The sequence below is a fragment of the Azospira sp. MPR-E4 genome (assembly GCF_058809645.1).
The window spans coordinates 1-20856 of sequence record NZ_JBXAST010000006.1; the positions used below are offsets into that span (position 1 = coordinate 1).

The window sequence follows — 20856 nt, forward strand, 5'->3', positions numbered from 1 at the left end:
GCGAGCCCGGTTTGGCGCCCCGCTACGCGGGGTCCCCTGCGCTACTCGCTTCCGGCGGGGGCTGCGCAACTCGGGCCTAAAGGCCCTCAAACAGTGCTCGCCCTTGTCCCGCCACAAGCTCCGTTGCTCGGCGCCGCACAGGGCGAATTGGCTCTCTTCCAATTGCGCTATGGCCCACCGGTAAGTGAACCTACCTGTGAGAAATCAACGCACAGCCATCAGGCCTATTTACCGCCTAGCTTCGTCAGCCATTCCATAGCTGTTGGCGGCAACCCTTCATCCTTGACGATCCCATCGCCGGTTGGCCGGAACAGAGCAGCCAAGACGGTGGAAATGTTCTCCCCCTTCGGCAAGGCACTATCTCTAATTAGCGCAAGATAAGTTTTTGCCATTGTCACGCGCTCGGCAGCATCATTTTCAAGATGGAGACTGCTGAGAAAAATCCTAACTAGCAGTCGGATAAACCAGAAACAAAGCGTTGCAAGCAAAACAAACGATCCGATCTTCCACGTTGCGGCCGACTGCAACAAGTCCTGGCTCGAAGGTGACACATGAACGTCTGTTGTTGCATCGTGTGCCGACGCATCGGAGGATGTTTGCGGAGATTGCTTCGAATCCTTGGTTGTTTGATTACCCATTGTCTTAGCAGCGGCAACCGTGACCCTGTTTGCTTCGACAGCTTTGCCGATGTCTTGCAATTCGCTGTGCAGCATGAATCCAACACCTAGCATGCTTAACACAACTGCCACAAAAGAAATCACTGTCAAAAGGCGGTGCTTCTTTCTTTTCCCCTCCCAGTATTCAACTGGTGCGGCAAGGGACATATGCTTGTCGTAGATATGTTTAAGTGCATCGAGTTCGCTCTGGGTTTCCTCGATTTTGGTCCGCCATTCTCTATCTCGAGTGTCCTGGGCTGCTATAAATTCAGCTTGCTGACCAGACGATTGCTCAGTTATCTGGGAGTGAAGGCTATCAAACCGACTCGTCTGCGTTCGCTCTGTCTCTTGGTAGCCGGTAAGCACAGTTTGCATATCGCCAGCCAAACGCTTTAACGCAGCACTCTCCGATTTCACGCGGCCCTTGATTCCTCGCTCATAGAGCTCCCACTGCATGAGTGCCCAGACAACGTACCTAATAGGTACCCCATTTAGATCAATGCCCATCCAGTTCGCAACAATGACCCCTGCTTCAACTTCCTGTCCTGCCTCTTTGATCTCAGCAACAAATCGGTGTTGAGCATCATCAGGAAGCAGCCAGGTTTTCCGTTTGATGAAATTTTCGAGAGATGAACGGGCATTTGCCAACTGCCCTTCGACTTCCCCTGGTCTTCCTTGGCTTTGATAGCCCAGTGCCTGTTGAATGCTACCAATGGCTGAGTTGAGTTCGTTGGAAATAGTGTTCCAAACCCTGCCTGTTGCCTGATGCCCTATCTTTGAAATCCAAGCCCACTGATCCCTGAGTTGATTGATCCAGACCAATGCCTCATCTGCACTCATCCAGTCGAAGCGCCCCCCATGCTCTCCGAAATCAACTGACAGATAAGGCTTATTTTCTTCGACTTGGCTCATGTGACTCCCTACGCCTGAAATATGTATGTCATTAGTTTATCAAAGGCCACTTTCCCCTCGCAGAAGTGATGACTCCATTGCATATCAAGCGCCATCTGGTCTTTTCAGACACTGCTCTATTAGCCGCTCAGCAAGTAGGTTTTGGCTTCAACTCGATTAACAGAGTGATGACCATCGAAATTCAGCCAGGGGGTTATTGAGCAAATCGCTTAATAGCAACTGCTGGCCGATAACCATCGCCACGCCACCGGTTTCCCATCCCCTTCCACCCCCGCCGAGCAGCGCAAGGCGGGCGGGGGGCTTTCGGCGAGGACTGTCTGAGGCCCGCAGGGCCGAGTTCCGCAGCCGCCCCGTCCGACTGAGCAGCGCAGGGAAGCCCGCAGGGCCAGGGGTGAGGGTCGCCTTCTTGTTGGTTACTTATTCTTGGCGAGACAAGAATAAGTAACCCGCGCGTCAGGCGCGGAACACAGCCGCAAAATCACCAAACCACGCCCGAAGACTCCCCCTCAAGACAAACCAACAACACCCCATAACAAAAAACCCGCCCCGGAACCTCCGGGACGGGCTTCTTGCTGGCTTGCTACAGGAGAAACAGGAAATAACTCAGGCCGGGGCCGAGCTGCGGATCAGGTGGTCGAAGGCCGAGAGGCTGGCCTTGGCGCCCTCGCCCATGGCGATGATGATCTGCTTGTAGGGCACGGTGGTGCAGTCGCCGGCGGCGAAGACGCCTTCGGCGGAGGTCTCGCCCTTGGCGTTGATGACGATCTCACCCCGGTCGGAGAGTTCGACGGCGCCCTTGAGCCAATCGGTGTTGGGCAGCAGGCCGATCTGCACGAAGATGCCTTCCAGGGCGACGGTCTTTTCCTCGCCGCTGACCCGGTCCTTGTACTTGAGGCCGTTCACCTTCTGGCCGTCGCCGGTCACTTCCGTGGTCTGGGCTTCGGTAATCACCGTGACGTTGGGCAGGCTGAGCAGCTTCTTCTGCAGCACGGCGTCGGCCCGCATTTCCTTGCCGAATTCCAGCAGGGTGACGTGGGCGACGATGCCGGCCAGGTCGATTGCAGCCTCGACGCCGGAGTTGCCGCCGCCGATCACGGCGACGCGCTTGCCCTTGAACAGGGGGCCGTCGCAGTGGGGGCAGTAGGCCACGCCCTTGGTGCGGTACTCGGCTTCGCCGGGCACGTTCATTTCACGCCAGCGGGCGCCGGTGGAGAGGATCACGGTCTTGCTCTTCAACACGGCGCCGTTGGCCAGGGTCACTTCGGCGGGCTGGCCGTTGGCGGCGGGCTTGAGGGCGGCGGCGCGCTGCAGGTTCATGATGTCCACCTCGTATTCGCGCACGTGCTGCTCCAGGGCCATGGCCAGCTTGGGACCTTCGGTTTCCTTGACGGAAATGAAGTTCTCGATGCCCAGGGTGTCCAGCACCTGGCCGCCGAAGCGCTCGGCCACCACGCCGGTGCGGATGCCCTTGCGGGCGGCGTAGATGGCGGCGGCGGCGCCGGCCGGGCCACCGCCCACCACCAGCACGTCGAATACTTCCTTGTCGGAGAGCTTGGCCGCATCCCGGGCAGCGGCGCCCGTATCCACCTTGGCCAGGATTTCGCCCAGCTCCATGCGGCCGGAGCCGAAGGCCTGGCCGTTGAGGTAGATGGCGGGCACGCCCATGATCTGGCGCTCTTCCACTTCCTGCTGGAAGACGCCGCCGTCGATCATCACCGCTTCCACATTGGGGTTGAGCACGGCCATGGTGTTGAGTGCCTGCACCACGTCCGGGCAGTTGTGGCAGGAGAGGGAGATGAAGGTCTCGAAGCTGAACTTGCCGTCCAGGCCCTTGATCTGCTCGACCACCTCGGCCTCCACCTTGGGCGGGTGACCGCCGCTCTGCAGCAAGGCCAGCACCAGGGAGGTGAATTCGTGGCCCATGGGGATGCCGGCGAAGTGGATGCGGGGGTTCTGGCCGGCCCGGGCGATGCCGAAGGAGGGACGGCGGGCGGCCTGGCCGTCTTCGCGCAGGCTCACCTTGTCGGACAGTTCGGCGATGTCGGCCAGCAGGCTGCGCATTTCCTGGGCGGTGGCGGAATCGTCCAGGGAGGCCACCAGTTCGATGGGCTGGACGAGTTTTTCAAGGTAAGCCTTGAGCTGGGTCTTGATGCTGCTGTCGAGCATGGTCTTATCTCCCTAAATCGAAGCGATGCTGTACGGAAACGGATGAAATACGGTGCGGCATGCAATGGAAAGGCGCCCGCATGGGGATGGATGTGCGGGAGCACACCCGGCGGGCGCCTTTGCGCTGCAATCCGCCGCGGCGGGCCCGGCTGGCCGGGCACCGCGCTGCGGAAGGAAGAAGGTCTTAGATCTTGCCGACCAGGTCGATGGAGGGAGCCAGGGTCTTGGCGCCTTCCTTCCACTTGGCGGGGCACACCTGGCCGGGGTTGGCGGCGGTGTATTGGGCGGCCTTCAGCTTGCGCAGGGTTTCGGAAACGTCGCGAGCGATTTCGTTGGAGTGGATTTCCAGGGTCTTGATCACGCCGTCCGGGTTGATGATGAAGGTACCGCGCAGGGCCAGGCCTTCTTCGGGGATATGCACGCCGAAGGCGTTGGTCAGCTGGTGGGTGGGGTCACCGATCAGGGGGAACTTGGCCTTGCCCACGGCGGGGGAGGTTTCGTGCCACACCTTGTGGGAGAAGTGGGTGTCGGTGGTGACGATGTACACCTCGGCACCGGCCTTCTGGAATTCGGCGTAGTTGTCGGCAGCGTCTTCGATTTCGGTGGGGCAGTTGAAGGTGAAGGCGGCGGGCATGAAAATCAGGACGGACCACTTGCCCTTCAGGTCGGTGTCGGAAACGGTGATGAACTTGCCGTTGTGGAAGGCATTGACGTTGAAGGGCTGGATGACGGTGTTGATCAAGGAAGTGCTCATCGTTTTATCTCCTGAGTTGATGAAACAAAGTTGGGGTTGGGTGATGCGATGGGTGAATAGTAAAGACCCCGGCGAAATTACTCTAATTGATTGTCTTCATATTTAAGATAGTCAATGACTATCGGCAAATGAAACAGCTTCCGGCACGGGGCCCCGACCGGCGGCAGACGCCGACATGGGAGCAGATGAAACCTGGGCTTAAGGGAGAAGGGACAGCGAAAGGCCGGCAGATGTTCCGCGGCAGCGGGGAAAGTCATCCACATTTCCTGTGGATAACCCTGTGGGAGAGCTGGGGGCAGCAGCCGCCAGGGCCCGCCGTTACTGGGATTGCCTTACCCTGCCACGAAAAGCGGCAGGGGCGGCGGAGGGCACATTCAGGCCGAGGCGCGCAAGACCCCGGGGAAAAAATATTCCGGGCCGTGGGGAGTGAGAACGAGATGGAAACGGAGGTTGCCGCTGCGGGCCGCCTCCTGGCTGACCAGGGCTTTCTGGGCCTTGGCGTCGCCGGCCAGGGCCTGGTACTGGTCGACGAAGGCCTGCTGATCGTCGGCAGCCTGCACGGTCTCGGCCGTGGCGGCGATGGCGGTAAAGCGCTGGGTCAGTTCGGCATTGGCGGCGAACAGGCGCTCGATCTGCTGACGGTCCGGAGTGTTGTTGACCACCGTCACATGCCCATCGGAAGCGACGGCCAGCATGGGTTCCGGCGAGGTGCGAAGCCCCTCTTCGCGGAATTTCTTGCCGACCTCGGCGGCAAAATCCGCCACCTCGGCGGACAGCCACTGCCGCGCGGCATCGACCTGCTGGCCGTCCACCGCTTCGGTCAGACTGGCCGCAACGGCTGGAAGCACCTGTTTTGGCGCAGCTTCCGGGGCGCTGCCGGCCCGTGCCTGGGCCTGATAGGCTGCCTGGGGAAAGGCGAGCGACGTGGCGCTCACGAACATGAAAAAGCCTCCGCATATGGTTTTGCGAAGGCTTATTGCAAGACGGATGCCAGCCGGGGCGGCGGGCCCCGGGACGCTTAGGGCTGCAGGCGGCGGCGGGCTTCGTAGAGGCAGACGCCGGAGGCGACGGAGACGTTGAGGCTCTCGACGCTGCCGAACATGGGAATGCGCACCAGCTGGTCGCAGGTCTCCCGGGTCAGGCGGCGCATGCCCTCGCCCTCGGCCCCCAGGACCCAGGCGGTGCCCTTGGGCCACTCGGCGGTGTACAGGTCGCCGTCGGCCTGGTCGGCGGTGCCGATGATCCAGATGTCCCGCTCCTTCAGTTCGCGCAGGGTGCGGGCCAGGTTGGTGACGGTGATGTAGGGCACGGTCTCGGCGGCGCCGCTGGCCACCTTCAGCACGGTGTTGGTGAGGCCGACGGAGCGGTCCTTGGGAGCGATCACCGCGTGGGCGCCGACGGCATCGGCCACCCGCAGGCAGGCACCCAGGTTGTGGGGATCGGTGACGCCGTCCAGCACCAGCAGCAGGGGCGGCTCCTCCAGGGTGTCGAGCACGTCGTCCAGGGTCACCTGGCGCTCGTTGGCGTCCACCTTGGCCACCACGCCCTGGTGCCGCTGGCCCGGGGCCAGGCCGTCGAGGCGCTTGGCGTCGGCGGGAATGACGCGGATGCCCTGGGCCTCCGCATGGCGCAGCAGGTCCTTGGCCCGGGCGTCCTTGCGGCTCTGGTCCAGGTACACCTCCTTCACCGCATCCGGATTGTGGCGCAGCTTGGCGATGACGGCATGGAAGCCGTGGATGAGGCGGGTGGGGTGATTCTTTTCGGGAGCGGCCTGGGACATGGGGAGGCAATCGGAAACGGTTCGGGCCGCCATTGTAGACCAAGGCCCGGGCCGGCCCCAGCCCGGCGCCGGCAAGAGAAATGCCTTGCCCGCCCCATAGGCCCCGGCTAGTATTCAAGTCGGCGGAACTGATGCCGTTAAATCAGTCAGTTGAAGGCTTTTATTACAGCGATTTTTTAACTACGGCCCATCATGCTCGATCACGCCCTTCCCAGCCTGGATTCCTGGGTCCTGTTCTTCTCCGAACAGGAACTGCCCGTCTTGCGGCACACCGTGCGGCGCCTGGAAGAGGCGCGGGAACGCATGGACAGCATCAGCGGCCGGGAGATCGCCAGCATCATCCTGCAGGACCCCATGATGACCGTGCGCATGCTGGCCTACATCCAGCCCCTGCGCGGCTCCCGCCTGCGCAACGACGTCACCACCATCGACCAGGCCGTGGTCCTTTTGGGCATCGAACCCTTCTTCAAGAAGTTCGAGAACCTGCCCATGGTGGAAGACACCCTGAAGGAGCAGCCCCAGGCCCTGCTCGGCCTCATCAACGTGGTCCGGCGCGCCCAGCGGGCCGCCCAGTACGCCTACGACTGGGCCCTGTGGCGGCACGACCTGAACATGGAAGAAATCGTGGTGGCCACCCTGCTCCACGAACTGCCCGAACTGCTGCTGTGGTGCTGCGCCCCCAAGCTGGCCCTGCAGATCAAGGCCCTGCAGAAGTCGGACCGTGCCCTGCGCTCCGTCACCGCCCAGGAAACCGTGCTCGGCGCCCACTTCGCCGAAATGCAGCAGGCCCTGTGCCGGGCCTGGAACCTGCCCGAGCTGATGCTTAAGCTCACCGACGAGGAACAGGCCAGCGCCCCCCGGGTGCGCAATGTCCTGCTGGCCGTCAATCTGGCCCGCCATTCGGCCAACGGCTGGGATGACGCGGCCCTGCCCGACGACTACCGGGACATCGCCGAATTCCTGCACGTCCATGTGTATACGGTGATGAAGAAAGCCGGCGCCCCCATCCCGCCGGAAATGGAGGCGGCGGAACTGGGCCTCAGCGACGAGGCCGACGCCGGGACCGCCGACCCAACCGAGCCCCCGGCTCAGCCGCAGTAGCGCAGGTTGGCCAGGTCCAGCAGCAGTTCCGGCGCCTGGTAACCGAGAAAGATCAGCGCCAGCAGGGCGGCCGCCAGGGCCGCCCCCACTCCCCAGAAAAACCAGCGCCAGTGGCGGGCCATCTCAGGCCCCCGCCGGCTTCGGCTCGGCCCGCTGCACGGGCCGCTCGTCGATGGGCCAGCAGAGGATGGCGGCGATCACCGAAAGACCGATGGAGAGCAGCCAGGCCAGGTCGTAGGAGCCGGTCTTGTCGAAGATCATGCCGCCCAGCCAGGCGCCGAGGAAGCTGCCCAGCTGGTGGCCGAGGAAGACGATGCCGGCCAGCATGGACATGAAGCGCAGGCCGAAGACCTGGGCGATGAGCCCGTTGGTGAGGGGCACCGTGGCCAGCCACAGCAGGCCCATGCAGGCGGAGAAGATCCAGATGCTGGCCACCGACAGCGGGACCAGCATGAAGGCGCCGATGACCACCACCCGGGCGCCGTAGATCAGCATCAGCAAGTTCTTCTTGCTGCCCTTGCCGCCGGCCCAGCCGAAGAGGAAGGAGCCGAAGATGTTGAAGAGGCCGATAAGGGCGATGCCGGTCATGCCGACGTTGGCGGAGAAGCCCGAATCCACGGCGAAGGACGGCAGGTGCAGCATGATGAAGGCGGTCTGGAAGCCGCACACGAAGTAGCTCCAGAACAGGTAGTGGAAACTCCTCTGCCCGCCCGCCTCCACCAGGGCGGCCCCGGCGGACTGGCCGGCGCCGCTCGCATGCTTGTGGCCGTCGGCCATGGCATAGGCCAGGGGCGCGATGAGGCCGACGCCGCAGGCCAGGAGGAACAGGGCGGCCTGCCAGCCGAAGCTGCTGATCAGGGCCTGGCCGATGGGCAGCACGGCGAACTGGCCGAAGGAGCCGCCAGCGCTGGCGATGCCCAAGGCCAGGCTGCGCTTTTCCGGCGTCGTGTGGCGGCCGATGACACCCATGATGACGGCGAAGGTGGTGCCCGACAGCCCCAGGCCCACCAGCACTCCGGCGGACAGATCGAGAGCCAGGCCGGTGCTGGAAACGGCCATCAGGGCCAGGCCGACGACATAGAGCAGGGCCGAGGCGACGATCACCCGGCCGGCACCGTAGCGGTCGGCGAAGGCGCCGGCGAAGGGCGAGCCCAGGCCCCACACCAGGTTCTGGATGGCGAAGGCGAAGGAGAAGACTTCCCGGTTCCAGCCCAGGGCGCCGGTCATGGGCTGCAGGAAGAGGCCGCCGGTATGGCGGATGCCCATGGAGAGGGTGAGGATGATGCAGCCGCAGACCAGGATCAGGGTCGGCGTGCGCCAGGTGGACGGGCTCGATGGGGACATGTTGTTTGTTCTCTGCAGCATGGGGTCCGCCATTATAGGCAGGCCGGGGACGGCACAGTTCAAAGCCGGTATTATTCCCACGTCAATCAACAGGGAGCGCTGACAATGAGCGTAGGCGGCATGATTTTCCTCGGCCTGGTGGTGGTGGCCCTGATCTACGGCATCACCCTCTACAACGGACTGGTGGGTCTCAAGCACGGCGTCGCCAAGGCCTGGGCCAATATCGACGTGCTGCTCAAGCAGCGCCACGACGAACTGCCCAAGCTGGTGGAGGTGTGCAAGCAGTACAAGGAATTCGAACAGAGCACCCTGCAACGGGTGATCGAGGCCCGCAGCCAGGTGCAAAACGCCCGTCAGGCCCAGGACGTGGGCGCCCTGGGCGAGGCGGAAGGCGCGCTGCGCCTGGGTCTTGGCCGGCTCTTCGCCGTCGCCGAGGCCTATCCCGAACTCAAGGCCAACGAGCACTTCATGCAGCTGCAGCAGCGCATCACCGCCCTGGAAAACTCCATCGCCGACCGCCGCGAGCTGTACAACGAGGCGGTGAACATCAACAACGTGCGGGTGGACCAGTTCCCCGACGCCATCATCGCCCGCCTGTTCCGCTTCGATCCCCAGCCCCTGCTGGAATTTGCTGCCGCCGAAAAGGCGGACGTGGACATCAAGCAGCTCTTCAGTTGATCCCCCGCCACTTCAAGCTCCACTGGCAGACGGGCCAGTGGATCACCTCGGGCGCCCAGCTGGCTCTGCTGGTGATCGGGGCCCAGACCGAATCGCCCCTGGGCTGGAGCGTCTGCCTCGGGTTGATGGCCCTGCTCAGCCTGTGGGCCTGGAGCGGCGCCCTCAAGCGGCGCCGGGCCATCGCCGACACCCCCACCTCCCGCATCGCTTCCGCCGCCCAGGGCTACGTCGAGCTGCAGGGCAGCGGCCGCCCCATGGCCGGTCTGCCCCTGGTCTCGCCCCTCAGCGGCGGCCGCTGCCTGTGGTATCGCAACACCACGGAGCAGAAGGATTCGGAAAACCAGTGGAAGGTCATCAACCGGGACGAAAGCGAGGCTTCCTTCGTCCTCGACGATGGCAGCGGCCTCTGCGCCGTGGACCCGGCCGGTGCCGAAATCCACACCCGGCACAAGCAGCAGTGGAGCGAGGGCGACTACCGCCATACCGAATGGACCCTGCGGGACGGCGACGACATCTATGTCCTGGGCGGCTTCCACACCCGGGGCGGCGGCGACGCCCTGCTGGACCCGGCGGAGGACCTGAAGCAGGTGCTGGCCGAGTGGAAGCGCAACCCGGAGGAACTGCACCGGCGCTTCGACCTCAACGGCGACGGCGAGCTGGACATGGAGGAATGGCGGCTGGCCCGCCAGGCCGCCCGGCGCGAGGTGGCGCAGCTGCACCGCCAGGCCCGGGCCGTTCCCGACATCCACCTCATGGGCCGCCCCGATGGCGGCCGGCTCTACCTCATTGCCAACCTGGCGCCGGAAAAGCTGGCCCGGCGCTACGGCCTGTGGGCCCTTTTCCACCTGGCCGTCTTTTTCGCCGCCCTGGGCGCCCTGCCCTGGGTCTGGCAACAACTATAAAAAAACCGGGCACCGCCCATCCCCCAAGGAGACAACATGACCGTCCTCAGCACCGCTGCCGCCGTCGCCACCCTGTTGGTGGCCCTGCTCCACGCCTACATCCTGGTGCTGGAAATGTTCTGCTGGAACACCCCGAAGGGCCGCAAGGCCTTCGGCCTGACACCGGAGTTCGCCGCCGCCACCCGGGTCCTGGCCGCCAACCAGGGCCTCTACAACGGCTTCCTCGCCGCCGGCCTGCTATGGGGGCTGCTGCCGGGCGAGGCCGGCTTCTCCATCCGCTGCTTCTTCCTCGGTTGCGTGGTGGTAGCCGGCATCTTCGGCGCCGCCACCGCCAGCCGCCGCATCCTCTTCGTCCAGGCTCTGCCCGGGGCCCTGGCCCTGGGGCTCAATCTGCTGGCGGCACTGTAAGCCGCCCGCACCCGGCCAGGGCCGGCGCACCAGGCCGGGTGGCCATCAGGGATTGAAGCGGGCCGCCAGGAAATCCAGGAAGGCCCGCAGCCGTGCCGAGAGGTTGAGGCGGGGCGGGTAGATGGCGTAGAGGTCCGCCGGCGGCAGGGACCACTCGACCAGCACCGCCCGCAGGCGGCCGCTCTCCAGGTACTTGGCCGCATCCCATTCGGAGCGCACCACCAGGCCCTGGCCTTCCAGGGCCCATTGCTGCACCACGTCGCCGTCGTTGCTCGACAGGCCGCCCCGCACCTTCACCGCCACGCTCTCCTTGCCCTTGGCGAAGCGCCACAGGTGGTAATCCTCGTCGTTCTGGCGGTGAATGATGCAGGCGTGGCGGGCCAGTTCCTCCGGGCTTTGCGGCTCGCCATGGGCCTCCAGGTAGCGGGGCGAGGCGCAGACGAAGCGGCGGTTGGAGAGGATCTTGCGCGCCGCCAGGCGGGCGTCCGGCGGCTCGCCGAAGCGCAGGCCCAGGTCGAAGCCCTGCTCCGCCAGGTTGAGGGGCCGGTCGGTGAGTTGCAGTTGCACTTCCACCGCCGGGTGCTGGCGCACGAACTCGCTCACCAGGGGGGCGATGTGGCTGCGCCCGAAGCCCAGGGTGGCGTTGATGCGCAGCCGCCCCCGGGGCGCCGCCTTGCTGCCGGCCACCTCGTTCTCCAGCTCCCTTATGTCTTCCAGGATGGTCCGGGCCCGGGCCAGGAACACCTCCCCTTCGGCGGTCAGGCTCATGCGCCGGGTGGTGCGCTGCACCAGCCGCACCCCCAGCCGTGATTCCAGCTGGGCCAGGCGCTTGCTCAGGGCCGGGGCGGTTAGGTGGAGTTCCCGGGCAGCGGCGGCCAGGCTGCCCTGGCGGGCCAGGAGGACGAAAAACTCCAGTTCGGAAGCGGTATTCATGGGGCGCCTCTCATTGATAACTTTCGTTCATCAATGTTGTGAATTTGGCTTAACTATAAACCACGCAAGAGGGACTAACCTTCGTCTCGTTCGCCGCCCGACCGGCCCCTGCCAACTGTTCCGAGAAGGAAAACCCCATGCGCATCGTCGATATCCGGGAAGTGACCCGGCCCATCTCCTCCCCCATCCGCAACGCCTACATCGACTTTTCCAAGATGACCCTGTCCCTGGTGGCGGTGGTCACCGACGTCATCCGCGACGGCAAGCCGGTGGTGGGCTACGGCTTCAATTCCAACGGCCGCTACGGCCAGGGCAGCCTGATCCGGGAACGCTTCCGTCCCCGCATTCTCGAAGCCGCCCCCGATTCCCTACTCGACGACTCCGGCAACAACCTGGACCCCCACAAGGTGTGGGCCTGCATGATGAACAACGAGAAGCCCGGCGGCCACGGCGAGCGCTCCGTCGCCGTGGGCACACTGGACATGGCCATCTGGGACGCGGTAGCCAAGATCGAGGGCAAGCCCCTCTACCAGCTGCTGGCCGAGCGCTACGGCAACGGCACCCCGAAGCGGGAGGTGTTCGTCTACGCCGCCGGCGGCTACTACTGGCCGGGCCAGGACCTGCAGGCCCTGAAGAACGAGATGCAGGGCTACCTGGACCGGGGCTACAAGGTGGTGAAAAAGAAAATCGGCGGCGGCACCCTGGCCGACGACCTGAAGCGCATCGAGGCCGTGCTCTCCATCCTGCCTGCCGGCTGCAAGCTGGCGGTGGATGCCAACGGCCGCTTCGATCTGCCCACCGCCATCGACTACGCCAAGGCCCTCTCCCAGTACGACCTGTTCTGGTACGAGGAGGCCGGCGACCCTCTGGATTACGCCCTGCAGGCCGAGCTGGCCAATCACTACGCCGGCCCCATGGCCACCGGCGAGAACCTCTTCTCCATGCAGGACGCCCGCAACCTGATCCGCTACGGCGGCATGCGGGCCGACCGGGACTGGCTGCAGTTCGACTGCGCCCTCTCCTACGGCCTGGTGGAATACCTGCGCACCCTCGACATGCTCAAGGAGCACGGCTGGAGCCCCTCCCGCTGCATTCCCCACGGCGGCCACCAGATGTCCCTGGCCATCGCCGCCGGCCTGGGCCTGGGCGGCAACGAATCCTACCCGGACCTGTTCCAGCCCTTCGGCGGTTTCCCCGATGGCGTGCAGGTGAAGGACAGCATCGTCACCCTGCCGGAACTGCCGGGCATCGGCTTCGAAGGCAAGGCCGACCTCTACGCCGAGATGAAGGCCCTGGGCGAAGCCTGAGCAGGGGCGCCGCTTGCGGCCAGCCGGCCCGGCCCGCCAGCGGCGGCCAGCCCCCGGGGGCCCAGCGACTGGGGTTTGACCTAGGTGTATGCCAGCAGGGATATTTGCTACAAATACACCAGAAAATCCTCCCAGGCCGCCCCATGCCCCCTTTCACCCACGTCCCCTGCACCGGCCCCAGCGACGCCGTGGCAGAGCGCATCGCCCAGATGGCAGAGTTCCTGCCGGAAAGTCTGTGGCTGGTGGACGTGGCCTCGCGCCGGGTGATCTACGCCAACCCGGCCTACGAGAAGGTGTGGGGCGCCAGCCGGGAAAGCCTCTACCAGGACCGCCACGACTGGCTTCACCAGGTCCATCCGGAGGAGCAGCAGCGCCTGCGGGACGCCATCCGGCGCCGCCCCCACGGCGGCCTGGACATCCGCTTCCGCATTCTCACCGAGAGGGAGGAGGTGCGCTGGCTGCACATGAAGAGCTTTGCCATCGGCGACGGCCCCCGGCCCCACACCATCGGCGGCATCGCCTTCGACGTTTCCGACGTCCTGGCGGCCGAGGCCCGGGCCCACCACCTGACCCATTTCGACGGCCTCACCGGCCTGCCCAACCGCAACCAGTTCCGCGAACAGCTGGTGGAAGCCCTGCGCCACGCCGAACGCCGGCAGAGCCAGGCCGCCCTGCTCTGTCTGGGCCTGGACGGTTTCCAGAACGTCAATGAGAACCTAGGCTACCGCATCGGCGACGCCGCCCTGGCCCAACTGGCCCAGCGCCTGCGCCGGGACCTGCGCGGCGGCGACCTGCTGGGCCGCCTGGGAGGCGACCTGTTCGGCCTGCTGCTGACGGACGAGGGCGGCCTCGACATCTCCCAGGCCGCCCGCCGCCTGATCGACCTCACCGCCACCTCCCTCGAGGTGGAGGGCAGCGACGTCTATCTGGGGGCCAGCCTGGGCATCGCCGTCTATCCCTCCGACGGCACTTCCGCCGACCAGCTGCTGTACCGGGCCGAGACTGCCCTGCACGACGCCAAGCAGCACGGCGGCGGCACTTTCCGCTTCTTCGAGGCTGCCGCCAACGAGCGCCTGCGCAGCCGCCAGCAGACGGAACAGGCCCTGCGCCTGGCGGTGCAGGAAAACCAGTTCGTCCTGCATTACCAGCCCAAGGTCAGCTGCAACAACGGCACCATCATCGGCGCCGAAGCCCTGATCCGCTGGCAGCATCCCCAGCACGGCCTCATTTCCCCCGCCGAATTCATCCAGGCCATGGAGGAAAGCGGCCAGGTGGTGGCCGTGGGCCGCTGGGTCATGCACCAGGCCTGCCTCCAGGCCAGTCGCTGGCATGCCCGGGGCCTGGGCCCGTTCTCCGTGGCCGTCAATCTCTCGGCCCGGCAGCTGCGGGAGGGCAATCTGGTGCAGCAGGTGCGCCAGGTCCTGGAGGAAACCGGGCTGGCCGCCCGCTGGCTGGAACTGGAACTGACCGAATCCATGCTGATGGAGGACGTGGAGGAGACCATCGCCACCCTCGGCGAACTGCGGGCCCTGGGCGTACGCCTGTCGGTGGACGACTTCGGCACCGGCTATTCCAGCCTCTCCTATCTGAAGCGCTTCCCCCTGGATGCAGTGAAGGTGGACCGCTCCTTCGTCCAGGACATCGTCGCCGACCCCAACGACGTCTCCATCACCCGGGCCGTCATCACCATGGCCCATGCCCTGCAGATGAAGGTCATCGCCGAGGGGGTGGAAACGGAAGCCCAGCTCGCCCTGCTCATCGCCAACCGCTGCGACGAAATCCAGGGGTATTATTTCAGCCGGCCGGTTCCGGCGGAGGAGATGGAAATCATGCTGGAAAACGGCAAGACCATCCCCGAGGATCTGATCCATCCCCGGGAAAGAAAGCGCACCCTGCTCCTGGTGGACGACGAGGAAAACATCCTCTCCGCCATGAAGCGCCTGCTGCGCAAGGAAGGCTACGACATCCGGATCGCCAGCGGCGGCGAGGAAGGCCTCAAGCTCCTGGCCGAACACCCGGTGGACGTCATCATTTCCGACCAGCGCATGCCCGGCATGACCGGGGTGGAATTCCTGCGCCGGGCCAAGGTGCTGCATCCGGAAAGCATCCGCATCGTCCTCTCCGGCTATACCGAGCTGCAATCCGTCACCAGCGCCATCAACGAGGGCGCCATCTACAAGTTCCTGACCAAGCCCTGGGACGACGAGCAGCTCAAGGAGCACATCGCCGAGGCCTTCCACCAGAAGGAACTGGCGGACGAGAACCGGCGCCTCTCCAGCGCCGTGCAGCTGGCCAACCGGGAACTGGAAAGCGCCAACGGCCGCCTGCAGCAACTGCTGGAAGAGCGGGAGCAGCGCATCAACCGCAACGAGACGGCCCTGGACGTGCTGCACGAAGTGCTGGAAATCCTGCCCTGGCCCCTGCTCGGGGTGGACGACGAAGGCATCATCGTCACCATGAACGGCCAGGCCGAAAACCTCCTCGGCTCCCAGGGCGGGCTGCTGGGCGAGCCCCTGGACTCCGTACTGCCCCCGGCCACCTGCGACCTGCTGCTGCGCCAGGGGGTCAAGGAAACACCCCTGCAGCTGCGCGAGCGCACCTTCCTGGCCCGCAGCCATTCCCTCGGCCTTGCCTCCGCCGGCCGGGGCCTGGCCATCACCCTGATGCCGACGAGTCCGTCATGAACCAGGAACCGCGCTGGCTGCCCCTGGCCGAGGTGATCCCCGGCACCCCCCTGGCCGCCGACCTGGCGGACGGGGAAGGCCAGTTGCTGCTCACCGCCGGCTCCCGGCTCGATGCCCACCGCCTGCAGCAGCTGGCCCGCCAGGGCATCGCCACGGTGCCGGTGCCGCCGCCCCCGCCGCCGCCCACCCCGGAGGAAATGGCCCGCCGCGAAGGGGAGGCCCGCCTGCGCATGGAGCGGCGCTTTGCCCACGCCGGACACGGTCAGGCCAGCCGGGCCCTGTTCCAGGTCCTGCTGCAGCGGCAACTGGAGATGCCCTGAGATGTCGCCCCAGGCCTGCCCTCCGCCGCCGGACCGGGACACCGTCGCCGCCCGCATCGCCGCCCTGCCCAGCCTGCCCAGCGTGGCGGCGGAGCTGCTCAGCGGCGACGCCATCGAGGAGCTGGACGTGGCGCCCCTGGCCCGGCGCATCGCCGCCGACCAGGTCCTGGCGGCCCGGGCCCTGCGGGTGGCCAACTCGCCCTTCTACGGCATGCCGGGCATGGTCGGCTCGATCCAGGAGGCCATCGTCGTGCTCGGCTTTCGCGCCGTGCGTTCCCTGGTCATTTCCGCCGCCGCCGTGCAGGCCCTCGCCAGCCTCAAGCCGGGCCGCAATTTCTCGCCCCGCACCTTCTGGCGCCATAGCGTCGGCACCGCCGTGGCGGCCCGGCACCTGGCCATGCTCAGCGGCCGCAACGCCGAGGCCGCCTTCACCGCCGGCCTGCTGCACGACATCGGCCAGCTGGTGCTGTGCGTCGCCTTCCCCCGCCACTACGCCGCCGTCCTGACCCGCAGCCAGGGCCATGAACTGCCCCTGGTGGCCGCCGAACTGGAATACCTGGGCCTCACCCATGCCGAGGCCGGCGCCATGCTGGCCACCCGCTGGGGCCTGCCCCAGAGCATGAGGGAAGCCATCGCCCTGCATCATCAGCCCGACGAGGCCCGGGCCGACTCCCTGGTGGACCTGACCCACGTCGCCAACGTCCTGGCCCACGGCCTGGAATTCTCCACCCCCCTGGAAGAACCGGTGCCGCCCCTTTCCGACACGGCCTGGAACCGGCTCAACATCGACTGGGCCCGGCTGGCGCCGACCCTGGACCAGATCGCCAACGAGTTCGAGGATACCCTGCATGCCCTCCTTGCCTGATCCCGGTCCGATCCCCCCCGGCCTGCCCGAGCTGCTGCACGGGGAAGTGCTGCTGCGCCACCTGCAGGTGAGCGTGGCCGACGACCAGGGCGCCATCCTCTACGTGAACGAGCGCATGTGCGAAGCCTGCGGCTACCGGCCGGATGAGCTGCTGCAGCACAACTACAGCGTGCTGGCCACCGGCCGCCATCCGCCCGAGTTCTTCGCCGAGCTGTGGCAGACGGTGCGGGCCGGCTTCGAATGGCGCGGCGAAATGTCCAACCGGCGCAAGGACGGCTCCGAATACTGGATCGAGCTGACCGTGGTGCCCCTGCCGGCAGAGGGCAACCTGCCCCGCCGCTACGTCGGCCTGGGTTCGGACATCACCCGCATCGTCGAGGCCGAGCAGCAGCTGCGCAGCAGCGAGGCCCGCTTCCGCGGCCTCACCGAAACCATCAGCGCCGCCGTGATCCTCTACAAGGGCGGCCCCATGCTCTACGTGAACCGGGCCATGGAGCGCCTCACCGGCTACAGCCGGGCCGAGCTGCTGCAGATGAGTTTCTTCGACCTGGCCCATCCCTCGGTGCGCGACCTCCTGCAGGAGCGGGCCGCCGCCCGGCTGCGCGGCGAGGCCATGCCGGCCACCTACGAGGCCCCTTTCGTCACCAAGGCGGGCAAGACCATCTGGATGGAGATCACCGCCGCCCGCATCGAATACGAGGGCGGCTACGCCGGTCTCGGCACAGCCATCGACATCACCGAACGCAAGCGGGCCGAGGCGGCCCAGCGCAGCACCCAGCAGATGCTGCAGCAGATCATCGACGGCGACCCGGTGCCCACCTTCGTCATCGACGCGGAGCACCGGGTAACCCACTGGAATGCAGCCTGCGCCCTGGTCACCGGCATGCCCGGGGAGAAGATCATCGGCAGCACCCGGGCCTGGTCCGGTTTCTATGCCGAAGAGCGGCCGGTGCTGGCCGAGCTGGTGGTGGACGGCACCGCCGACAGCCGCATCACCGGGCTCTACGGCGACACCTTCCGCCGCTCCCCCATCATTCCCGGGGCCTACGAGGTGGAATCCTTCTTCCCCAATTTCGGCGACCGGGGCCGCTGGCTGTTCTTCACCGCCGCCCCCCTCAAGGATGCCCAGGGCCGCATCATCGGCGCCATCGAGACCCTGGTGGACGTGACCGAGCGCAAGGAGGCCGAGGAGGCCCTGCGCAATGCCCACACCAAGCTGGAGATCCTGGTGGAGCGGCGCACCGCCCAGCTCTCCCTGGCCAAGCAGGCCCTGGAGGAGGACGTGCGGCGGCGGGAAGCTTCGGAGAACGAGCTGCGCCAGCGCAACGCCGAACTGCTGGAGGTGAACAAGCGCCTGCAGGAAGCCCAGGAGCAGCTGGTGCAGTCGGAGAAGATGGCCTCCATCGGCCAGCTGGCCGCCGGCGTCGCCCACGAGATCAACAATCCCATCGGCTACGTGCAATCCAACCTGTCCACCCTGGGCCGGTACCTGGAGGACATGCAGACGGTGCTCGACTCCCTGGCGACGGCGGTGGCCCAGCTGCCGTCCGAGCACCCGGCGGCCCAGGCCGTGGCCCGGGTCAAGCAGGACCTGGACTTCGACTTCCTGCTGGAGGATCTGCCCAGCCTGGTGACCCAGTCCCGGGACGGCATCGACCGGGTGCGCAAGATCGTCGCCGACCTGAAGGACTTCTCCCGTCTCGACGCCTCCCAGGACTGGCAGTGGGCCGACCTGCACCAGGGCCTGGATTCCACCCTCAACATCGTCAACAACGAGATCAAGTACCGGGCCGAGGTGGTCCGGGAATACGGCCAACTGCCGGAGGTGGAATGCCTGCCCTCCCAGCTCAACCAGGTCTTCCTCAACCTGCTGGTGAACTCGGCCCACGCCATGCCCGAGGGCCAGATGGGCCGCATCACCCTGCGCAGCGGTCACGACGAGCCGGCGCACCAGGTATGGCTGGAAGTGGAGGACAACGGCAGCGGCATCTCCCCCGAAAACATGCACCGCCTGTTCGACCCCTTCTTCACCACCAAGCCCGTGGGCAAAGGCACCGGGCTTGGCTTATCCTTGTCCTACGGCATCGTGCAGAAGCACCACGGCCAGATCACCGTCAGCAGCGAGCTGGGTAAGGGCACCACCTTCCGCATCGTCCTGCCGGTCAGCCAGCCAAAAGAGGGAGCAACCCCATGAGCGACGGCAACCTGCCCGTCCCCCCCGCCACCATCCTGTGCGTGGACGACGAGGCCAACATCCTCGCCGCCCTGCGCCGCCTGTTCCGCCCTGCCGGCTACAAGGTCCTGCTCGGCAACAGCGGCGCCGAGGGCCTGCAACTGCTGGAAGAGGAAAACGGCGAGGTGGACGTGGTCATCTCCGACATGCGCATGCCGGAGATGGACGGCGCCCGCTTCCTCGCCCAGGTCAGGGCCCGCTGGCCCAAGGCGGCGCGCATCCTGCTCACCGGCTACGCCGACATCGAATCCACCGTGGCCGCCATCAACCAGGGCGAGATCTACCGCTACATCGCCAAGCCCTGGAACGACAGCGAAGTCATGCTGACGGTGAAGGACGTGCTGGAGCGCAAGGCCCTGGAGCGGGAAAAGGCCCGCCTGGAAGAACTGACCCGGCGGCAGAACGAGGAGCTGAAAAGCCTCAACGCCAGCCTGGAGGAGAAGGTCCAGGCCCGCACCCAGGAACTGGCCCTGGCCAACGAGAAGCTGAAGACCAGCTTCATGACCTCGATCCGGGTCTTCGCCAACCTCATCGAACTGCGGGAAGGCCGCATGGCCGGCCACTCCCGCCGGGTGGCGGACCTCTCGCGCAAGACCGCCAAGCAGATGAACCTGTCGCCCCGGGACAGCCAGGACGTGTTCCTCGCCGGCCTGCTGCACGACATCGGCAAGATCGGCCTGCCCGACCACCTGCTGGCCAAGAACGAACTGCAGATGACCCCGGAGGAGCGGGGCCTGTGGCGCAAGCATCCGCTCAAGGGCGAACAGGCCCTGATGGCCCTGGAGGACCTGCGGGGCGCCGCCCGCCTGATCCGCAGCCACCACGAACGGGTGGACGGCCAGGGCTACCCCGCCGGCGAAATGGAAGGGGCCATTCCCCTGGGGGCCCGCATCCTGGCCGTGGCCAACGACTACGACGGCCTCATCCAGGGCACCCTCAACGGCAAGAAGCTGAACGAGCAGGCCGCCCTGGAGTTCATCGACAAGAGCCGGGGCCGGCGTTACGACCCGGCGGTGGTGGATGCCTTCCTGGTGGTCTGCGGCGGCATCAAGGAGCCGCCGCCGGTGGGCCTGCCCCTGCTGCCCGCCGAACTGGAGCCGGGCATGGTCCTGGCCCGGGATTTCCTCAGCCGCGACGGCATCCTGCTGCTGGCCGCCGACTATGTCCTGGATGAAAACCTGATCCGGCAGATTCGCGAATACGAGAAGAGCGAATTCGGCGGCCGCATCACCCTCCACATCCATCCACCGAAGATCGTCGATCATGAATAACCGCCCACCCCGCATCCTGCTCGTGGACGACGAGCCCGCCGTCCTGTCGGCCCTGGCCCGTCTGCTGCACCGCCAACTGCCGGCCGGCCCCGAAGTGGAAACCTTCACCTCCCCCCGGGCCGCCCTGGCGCGGGCCTGGGAAGTGCCCTTCGCCCTGGTGGTGAGCGACTACCGCATGGCCGAGATGGACGGCATCGCCTTCCTCAAGGAATTCGCCGAAATCCAGCCCCATGCCCTGCGCCTCATGCTCTCCGGCGCCGCCGACTTCGACGTGCTGGTGAGCGCGGTGAATGCCGTGGGCCTGCACCGCTACCTGATCAAGCCCTGGGACGACGAGGAGGTATGCAGCGTGCTGCAGGGCGCCTATGCGGAATTCGGCCGCCAGGAGGCGGACCGCCAGCTGGCCCTGGAACGGCAGCGGCAGCTGGGCCAGCTGAGCCCGGAGGAAATCGAACGGCGCCGCCTGGAGGCGGAGGAACCGGGCATCACCCGGGTCAACTGGGGCCCCGACGGGGCCATCCATCTCGACGATTGAAGGGGCC

19 protein-coding genes are annotated in these 20856 nt (G+C 66.0%); 11 read left to right on the plus strand and 8 right to left on the minus strand.

From position 1 onward, the window contains the following. Nucleotides 1-224 precede the first annotated feature (224 nt). The 5 genes from AC1RTA_RS03115 to rlmB form a co-directional block, all read right to left on the minus strand. The gene (locus AC1RTA_RS03115) at nt 225-1568 is read right to left on the minus strand and encodes a DUF6161 domain-containing protein (protein WP_492783928.1); all 1344 of its coding nucleotides are present in this window, start codon (nt 1566-1568) and stop codon (nt 225-227) included. Nucleotides 1569-2171: 603 nt separating this feature from the next. Further along, nucleotides 2172-3734 (minus strand): alkyl hydroperoxide reductase subunit F, encoded by a 1563-nt coding sequence (gene ahpF, locus AC1RTA_RS03120; RefSeq protein ID WP_130458118.1) that lies wholly within the window; start codon nt 3732-3734, stop codon nt 2172-2174. Nucleotides 3735-3918: 184 nt separating this feature from the next. Next, nucleotides 3919-4488 (minus strand): alkyl hydroperoxide reductase subunit C, encoded by a 570-nt coding sequence (gene ahpC / locus AC1RTA_RS03125; protein ID WP_014236974.1) that lies wholly within the window; start codon nt 4486-4488, stop codon nt 3919-3921. 374 nt (nt 4489-4862) lie between these two features. Continuing rightward, nucleotides 4863-5429, minus strand: coding sequence for a hypothetical protein (locus tag AC1RTA_RS03130; RefSeq protein ID WP_014236973.1), 567 nt, complete (start codon nt 5427-5429; stop codon nt 4863-4865). A 77-nt stretch (nt 5430-5506) separates the two neighbouring features. Then, on the minus strand, nt 5507-6268 hold the full coding sequence (rlmB, locus tag AC1RTA_RS03135) for a 23S rRNA (guanosine(2251)-2'-O)-methyltransferase RlmB (RefSeq protein WP_492783929.1): 762 nt from the start codon (nt 6266-6268) through the stop codon (nt 5507-5509). Nucleotides 6269-6460: 192 nt separating this feature from the next. Between rlmB and AC1RTA_RS03140 the strand changes: the two genes are divergently transcribed. Further along, nucleotides 6461-7369, plus strand: coding sequence for an HDOD domain-containing protein (locus tag AC1RTA_RS03140; protein WP_152089553.1), 909 nt, complete (start codon nt 6461-6463; stop codon nt 7367-7369). Here the strand turns inward: AC1RTA_RS03140 and AC1RTA_RS03145 are convergent. Both AC1RTA_RS03145 and AC1RTA_RS03150 read right to left on the minus strand, forming a co-directional pair. Further along, nucleotides 7357-7491, minus strand: coding sequence for a hypothetical protein (locus tag AC1RTA_RS03145; protein WP_416242873.1), 135 nt, complete (start codon nt 7489-7491; stop codon nt 7357-7359). The genes AC1RTA_RS03140 and AC1RTA_RS03145 overlap by 13 nt on opposite strands. A gap of 1 nt (nt 7492) precedes the next feature. Further along, nucleotides 7493-8713: an MFS transporter gene (locus AC1RTA_RS03150; RefSeq protein ID WP_492783930.1), complete on the minus strand. Its 1221-nt coding sequence runs from the start codon at nt 8711-8713 to the stop codon at nt 7493-7495. Between the two features lie 105 nt (nt 8714-8818). Between AC1RTA_RS03150 and AC1RTA_RS03155 the strand changes: the two genes are divergently transcribed. From AC1RTA_RS03155 to AC1RTA_RS03165, 3 genes are read left to right on the plus strand one after another with little or no spacing between them, the layout of a single operon-like run. Further along, nucleotides 8819-9391, plus strand: a complete 573-nt coding sequence (locus AC1RTA_RS03155; RefSeq protein ID WP_492783931.1) for a LemA family protein — start codon at nt 8819-8821, stop codon at nt 9389-9391. Further along, nucleotides 9388-10293 carry a GIDE domain-containing protein gene (locus tag AC1RTA_RS03160; RefSeq protein WP_492783932.1) on the plus strand — a complete coding sequence of 302 codons (906 nt, stop codon included), beginning with the start codon at nt 9388-9390 and terminating at the stop codon, nt 10291-10293. Before AC1RTA_RS03155 ends, AC1RTA_RS03160 begins: the two co-directional genes overlap by 4 nt. A gap of 36 nt (nt 10294-10329) precedes the next feature. Beyond that, entirely contained in the window at nt 10330-10701 is a 372-nt protein-coding gene (locus tag AC1RTA_RS03165) for a DUF1304 domain-containing protein (RefSeq protein ID WP_492783933.1), read from the plus strand. A gap of 45 nt (nt 10702-10746) precedes the next feature. Here the strand turns inward: AC1RTA_RS03165 and AC1RTA_RS03170 are convergent, their stop codons facing one another. Next, nucleotides 10747-11634 (minus strand): LysR family transcriptional regulator, encoded by an 888-nt coding sequence (locus AC1RTA_RS03170; protein WP_492783934.1) that lies wholly within the window; start codon nt 11632-11634, stop codon nt 10747-10749. Nucleotides 11635-11771: 137 nt separating this feature from the next. Here AC1RTA_RS03170 and AC1RTA_RS03175 point away from each other — a divergent pair, with 137 nt between their 5' ends. The 7 genes from AC1RTA_RS03175 to AC1RTA_RS03205 all read left to right on the plus strand — a co-directional run bounded on the left by AC1RTA_RS03175 (nt 11772) and on the right by AC1RTA_RS03205 (nt 20849). Continuing rightward, entirely contained in the window at nt 11772-12941 is a 1170-nt protein-coding gene (locus AC1RTA_RS03175) for a mandelate racemase/muconate lactonizing enzyme family protein (protein ID WP_492783935.1), read from the plus strand. Nucleotides 12942-13084: 143 nt separating this feature from the next. Next, complete coding sequence (locus tag AC1RTA_RS03180; protein WP_152089558.1) at nt 13085-15625, plus strand: EAL domain-containing protein; 2541 nt, start codon at nt 13085-13087, stop codon at nt 15623-15625. Further along, nucleotides 15622-15945, plus strand: a complete 324-nt coding sequence (locus AC1RTA_RS03185) for a hypothetical protein (RefSeq protein ID WP_014236962.1) — start codon at nt 15622-15624, stop codon at nt 15943-15945. The genes AC1RTA_RS03180 and AC1RTA_RS03185 overlap by 4 nt, the downstream gene beginning before the upstream one ends. A gap of 1 nt (nt 15946) precedes the next feature. Continuing rightward, nucleotides 15947-16810, plus strand: coding sequence for an HDOD domain-containing protein (locus tag AC1RTA_RS03190; RefSeq protein ID WP_492783936.1), 864 nt, complete (start codon nt 15947-15949; stop codon nt 16808-16810). After that, nucleotides 16794-19004: a PAS domain S-box protein gene (locus AC1RTA_RS03195; RefSeq protein WP_014236960.1), complete on the plus strand. Its 2211-nt coding sequence runs from the start codon at nt 16794-16796 to the stop codon at nt 19002-19004. Before AC1RTA_RS03190 ends, AC1RTA_RS03195 begins: the two co-directional genes overlap by 17 nt. After that, nucleotides 19001-20314 (plus strand): response regulator c-di-GMP phosphodiesterase, NosR family, encoded by a 1314-nt coding sequence (gene nosR, locus AC1RTA_RS03200; RefSeq protein WP_492783937.1) that lies wholly within the window; start codon nt 19001-19003, stop codon nt 20312-20314. The genes AC1RTA_RS03195 and nosR overlap by 4 nt, the downstream gene beginning before the upstream one ends. Then, entirely contained in the window at nt 20307-20849 is a 543-nt protein-coding gene (locus tag AC1RTA_RS03205) for a response regulator (protein WP_130458104.1), read from the plus strand. The genes nosR and AC1RTA_RS03205 overlap by 8 nt, the downstream gene beginning before the upstream one ends. Nucleotides 20850-20856 lie beyond the last annotated feature (7 nt).

Bases quoted from the DNA above. Each gene is read 5' to 3' on its own strand.
- AC1RTA_RS03115 (WP_492783928.1), bottom strand. From the start codon at position 1,568: ATGAGCCAAGTCGAAGAAAATAAGCCTTATCTGTCAGTTGATTTCGGA.
- ahpF (WP_130458118.1), bottom strand. From the start codon at position 3,734: ATGCTCGACAGCAGCATCAAGACCCAGCTCAAGGCTTACCTTGAAAAA.
- ahpC (WP_014236974.1), bottom strand. From the start codon at position 4,488: ATGAGCACTTCCTTGATCAACACCGTCATCCAGCCCTTCAACGTCAAT.
- AC1RTA_RS03130 (WP_014236973.1), bottom strand. From the start codon at position 5,429: ATGTTCGTGAGCGCCACGTCGCTCGCCTTTCCCCAGGCAGCCTATCAG.
- rlmB (WP_492783929.1), bottom strand. From the start codon at position 6,268: ATGTCCCAGGCCGCTCCCGAAAAGAATCACCCCACCCGCCTCATCCAC.
- AC1RTA_RS03140 (WP_152089553.1), top strand. From the start codon at position 6,461: ATGCTCGATCACGCCCTTCCCAGCCTGGATTCCTGGGTCCTGTTCTTC.
- AC1RTA_RS03145 (WP_416242873.1), bottom strand. From the start codon at position 7,491: ATGGCCCGCCACTGGCGCTGGTTTTTCTGGGGAGTGGGGGCGGCCCTG.
- AC1RTA_RS03150 (WP_492783930.1), bottom strand. From the start codon at position 8,713: ATGTCCCCATCGAGCCCGTCCACCTGGCGCACGCCGACCCTGATCCTG.
- AC1RTA_RS03155 (WP_492783931.1), top strand. From the start codon at position 8,819: ATGAGCGTAGGCGGCATGATTTTCCTCGGCCTGGTGGTGGTGGCCCTG.
- AC1RTA_RS03165 (WP_492783933.1), top strand. From the start codon at position 10,330: ATGACCGTCCTCAGCACCGCTGCCGCCGTCGCCACCCTGTTGGTGGCC.
- AC1RTA_RS03170 (WP_492783934.1), bottom strand. From the start codon at position 11,634: ATGAATACCGCTTCCGAACTGGAGTTTTTCGTCCTCCTGGCCCGCCAG.
- AC1RTA_RS03175 (WP_492783935.1), top strand. From the start codon at position 11,772: ATGCGCATCGTCGATATCCGGGAAGTGACCCGGCCCATCTCCTCCCCC.
- AC1RTA_RS03180 (WP_152089558.1), top strand. From the start codon at position 13,085: ATGCCCCCTTTCACCCACGTCCCCTGCACCGGCCCCAGCGACGCCGTG.
- AC1RTA_RS03185 (WP_014236962.1), top strand. From the start codon at position 15,622: ATGAACCAGGAACCGCGCTGGCTGCCCCTGGCCGAGGTGATCCCCGGC.
- AC1RTA_RS03190 (WP_492783936.1), top strand. From the start codon at position 15,947: ATGTCGCCCCAGGCCTGCCCTCCGCCGCCGGACCGGGACACCGTCGCC.
- AC1RTA_RS03195 (WP_014236960.1), top strand. From the start codon at position 16,794: ATGCCCTCCTTGCCTGATCCCGGTCCGATCCCCCCCGGCCTGCCCGAG.
- nosR (WP_492783937.1), top strand. From the start codon at position 19,001: ATGAGCGACGGCAACCTGCCCGTCCCCCCCGCCACCATCCTGTGCGTG.
- AC1RTA_RS03205 (WP_130458104.1), top strand. From the start codon at position 20,307: ATGAATAACCGCCCACCCCGCATCCTGCTCGTGGACGACGAGCCCGCC.